Origin of the sequence: Raoultella sp. (assembly GCF_039594335.1) — a bacterium.
Classification (GTDB): Bacteria; Pseudomonadota; Gammaproteobacteria; order Enterobacterales; family Enterobacteriaceae; genus Klebsiella.
Genome location: NZ_JBCNNS010000248.1, coordinates 1 through 3565, shown reverse-complemented (window position 1 = coordinate 3565; position 3565 = coordinate 1). Strand labels below are relative to the sequence as shown.

Genomic DNA, 3565 nt, shown 5'->3' with positions numbered 1-3565 from the left:
CCGCAACCGCTGCAAATGAGCGATCCTCTTTCCTCGCTAATTTACGGCATAAATTGCCGAAAGATACCGGCATCTTTATTGTCATGGTGGTTATCGCCCTGACATTTGAAATTGCCGGCTGGTTGGTCCGCGACCAGTCTTTCCTGATGAACACTAACCGTCTGGTGTTAATTGTTCTACAGGTCGCCATTATCGGGATTATCGCCGTCGGCGTAACGCAGGTCATTATTACCACCGGGATTGACCTCTCCTCCGGATCGGTCATTGCCCTTGCTGCCGTGGTGGCGGCAAGCCTGGCGCAAACCTCGGATAGTCTGACGCCGATGTTCCCGTCGCTGGTTAACCTGCCGGCGGTCATTCCCATTTGCGCCGGGATCGGCGTTGGGCTGATCTGCGGATTAACCAACGGCTTTTTGGTCACCCGGACCGGGATTCCGCCGTTTATCGCCACTCTCGGGATGATGGTTTCCGCCCGCGGCCTGGCACAATATTACACCCAGGGAAATCCTATCAGCTTCTTGTCCGACAGCTTTACATCGATTGGTCAGGGGGCGATGCCGGTGATTATTTTCTTCGTGATTGCCGCCCTGTTTCACATCGCCCTGAAACACACCCGTTACGGTAAATATGTTTACGCCATCGGCGGCAACATGACCTCGGCAAAAGTGTCCGGCATCAAGGTGAATAAGTATCTGGTTATCGTGTATACCATCGCTGGCGCACTGTCGGGACTGGCCGGAGTGGTGCTGGCGGCGCGCGTCAGCAGCGGGCAGTCCAGTATGGGGATGTCCTACGAACTGGACGCTATCGCAGCGGCCGTTATCGGCGGCAGCAGCCTGATGGGCGGCGTCGGCCGTATCACCGGCACCCTGATTGGCGCGATGATTCTCGGTTTAATCAAAAGCGGATTCACCTTCGTCGGGGTCGATGCTTACGTTCAGGATATTATCAAAGGGATGATTATTGTTGCGGCGGTGACGATAGACATGCGCCGTAACCGCAAGAAGCATTAACCGGTAAGAGCCCGCGGCCTGAGCTGTCGCGGGCTCTATGACTTTCTACGCCGCGTCCGGTTCCGGCTCATCGGCGGCCAGGCGTAAACTGTTGAGCAGCACGTTGGCCCCTTTTTCTGCCCATATGGGCAGAATGTTTTCCGCCTCGTTATGGCTAATCCCTTTCGCGCAGGGGATGAAAATCATGCTGGCGGGCGCGACCTTGCTGATATAGCAGGTATCGTGACCGGCGCCGGAGACCATTCGTCGGGCGCTGTAGCCCAGCGCTTTTGCCGCCTGCTGGCTGCGTGCAAGGCACCCGGCGTCAAAGGCAATGGGGGCGTAATCGAAAATTCGCTCGACGTTTGCCGCTACACCGCGCCCTGCCAGCGCTTCAGCAGCGAGATGCAGCCCCCGCTCCATCGCTTCCAGCGCCGGGGTTTGCGGATGACGAAATTCGACGCTGCACGCCACGCGCCCCGGGACCACATTGCGCGATCCCGGTATCACCTGTGCCATGCCAATCGTTGCCCGACCATCGAGGGTGTGGGCGAGGCCGATTTGCTCCACCGCCAGCGCCAGCTCGGCGAAAGCGGTCAGCGCATCCCGACGGCTGGCCATCGGCGTGGTGCCCGCGTGGGCGGAAAAGCCCTCCAGCGTGACGTTGAACCAGCGCTGGCCCATGGCCGATTCCACCAGCCCGATATCCACCCCTTCTTCTTCCAGAATCGGCCCCTGTTCGATATGGACCTCATAACAGGCATGAACCGGGAACGCGGCCGCCGGGCGTTCGCCGCGGTAGCCGATAGCCTCCAGCGCCGCGCCGACGCTGATGCCGTCGCGATCTTCACGGGACAGCGCGAAAGCTTCGCTGAACTGCCCGGCCCACACGCCGGAGGCGAGCATCGCCGGGGCAAAGCGCGCCCCTTCTTCATTGGTCCAGTTGACCAGCACGAGATCGCGTTCGGTCTCAATGCCACGATCGCTGAGGGTGCGCAGCGCCTCCAGCCCGGCCAGCACGCCGTAAATGCCGTCATAGCGGCCGCCGAGCGGCTGGGAATCGACGTGCGAACCGGTCAATACCGGGGCCAGCTGCGAATGTTTACCGGCACGGCGGATAAACATATTCCCCATGCTATCGACTTCGCAGGGAAAACCGGCTTCCCGCGCCCACTGGCGCAACAGATCGCGCGCCTGGCGGTCCTCGTCGCTCAGTGTCAGCCGGGTGACGCCGCCGGCCGGCGTCGCCCCAATTCTCGCCATCTCGTTCAGGGTTGACCACAAACGTTCAGCGTTGATGGCTATCATGGCTTGTCCTTTTTCACGCGGTAGCGGAAGTCGCAGCACTTACCGCCCTGCATAATGGTGGTGGTGCGGGTCAGCTCCACCTCCGGGGCGTAGCCGACGATAAACTTATCGTCGCGGGCGCAGGAGAGCAGGTGACCAATCTCTCCAAGGCCCATTTCGTGGTACATCTCGGCGTAGCGGCAGCGGTTGACGTTGTAGTTATACTGCTGGTCGTCGGCGTCCAGCACCTTGACCTCCAGCGCATTGTCCTTTTCCCACAAATGTTGCAGGGCGACAAAGCTCTGGATGTTCGCGCCGTCCGGCTCCTGGCGGGCAAACGCTTTTCCCGCCTCAATGGCCGCGTTTTCAATGGCTTCGCCGATGATTGCCTGGGCGCGAACCTTGCCTATCTCGCGTACCAGAATGGCGTAAATCGGCTTAATAATTTCGGCTTCAATTTTGCGGCGGGCGAGAATGCCCAGCTCGTTATTATCACTCATCACATTGCCTCACTGCGTTACTTCGTTGTTGCGCCGCCGAGTACGGTTTGCGGCTGCCATTTACCGTCGACAACTTTGTAAACGGTAAAGGTTGGCGATTTCAGGTTGCCCTCTTTATCAAAGGCGATTTGTCCGGTGACGCCGGAGTAGTTAATGGCGCGCAGGGCGGGCAGGTAGTCTGCCGGGTCGACGGAGTCGGCTTTTTCCATTGCTGCGACCAGCACGCGGGTGGCGTCATAGGCGAACGGCGCGTGCAGTTCGATATGGGTGTGATAGCGCGACTGATAGGCCTGCTCAAAGGCTTTACCGCCCGGCATCTGTTCGACCGGCAATCCCGGTTCCAGCGCCACCACGCCGTTTCCCTCTTTCTGTGCCAGCTGGAGGAAGGTCTGGCTGACGAAGCCGCCGGCCCCCATCAGGGTGGCGTTCATGCCCAGCTGTTTGATACGGCGCGCCAGCGGAGCGGCCTGGCTATCGACGCCACCGAAGAAAATCAGATCGGCATTTTTGCTGCGGATCGCGGTCAGTACAGCGCTGAAGTCCACCGTTTTGTCGTCAACATACTGGCGGTCAACGATCTTCACTCCCTGCGCCTCCAGCGATTTAATAAACTCGTCCGCCAGACCCTGACCGAAGGCGGTACGGTCATCGATAACCGCGATGCGTTTGGCCTTCAGGGTTTGCACCGCGTACTGTCCGGCAAACTGGCCGCCGTCATCGTCGTGGCCCATCACGCGGAAGCTGGTATCAAAGCCCTGTCTGGTATAGGCGTGTCCGGTAGCGACT

Annotated in this window: 4 protein-coding genes; 1 reads left to right on the top strand and 3 read right to left on the bottom strand. The window is 59.7% G+C overall.

What is annotated here, in order from left to right; genetic code table 11:
* Window positions 1-1013: ABC transporter permease (locus ACZAHD_RS22425; RefSeq protein WP_462458697.1), on the top strand; the 1013-nt coding region annotated here is incomplete at its 5' end.
* Between the two features lie 45 nt (window positions 1014-1058).
* Here ACZAHD_RS22425 and ACZAHD_RS22420 read toward each other — a convergent pair.
* The 3 genes from ACZAHD_RS22420 to ACZAHD_RS22410 all read right to left on the bottom strand — a co-directional run.
* Window positions 1059-2300: a Zn-dependent hydrolase gene (locus ACZAHD_RS22420; protein ID WP_462458696.1), complete on the bottom strand. Its 1242-nt coding sequence runs from the start codon at window positions 2298-2300 to the stop codon at window positions 1059-1061.
* A complete protein-coding gene (locus ACZAHD_RS22415; RefSeq protein ID WP_462458695.1) occupies window positions 2297-2779 on the bottom strand; it encodes an L-2-amino-thiazoline-4-carboxylic acid hydrolase in 483 nt (160 codons plus the stop codon). Before ACZAHD_RS22415 ends, ACZAHD_RS22420 begins: the two co-directional genes overlap by 4 nt.
* Before the next feature lie 17 nt (window positions 2780-2796).
* A partial coding sequence (locus ACZAHD_RS22410) for a branched-chain amino acid ABC transporter substrate-binding protein (protein ID WP_462458694.1) occupies window positions 2797-3565 on the bottom strand: 769 nt, incomplete at its 5' end.

Excerpts from the sequence above, each read along its gene's own strand:
- ACZAHD_RS22420 (WP_462458696.1), bottom strand. The coding sequence starts at position 2,300 with ATGATAGCCATCAACGCTGAACGTTTGTGGTCAACCCTGAACGAGATG.
- ACZAHD_RS22415 (WP_462458695.1), bottom strand. The coding sequence starts at position 2,779 with ATGAGTGATAATAACGAGCTGGGCATTCTCGCCCGCCGCAAAATTGAA.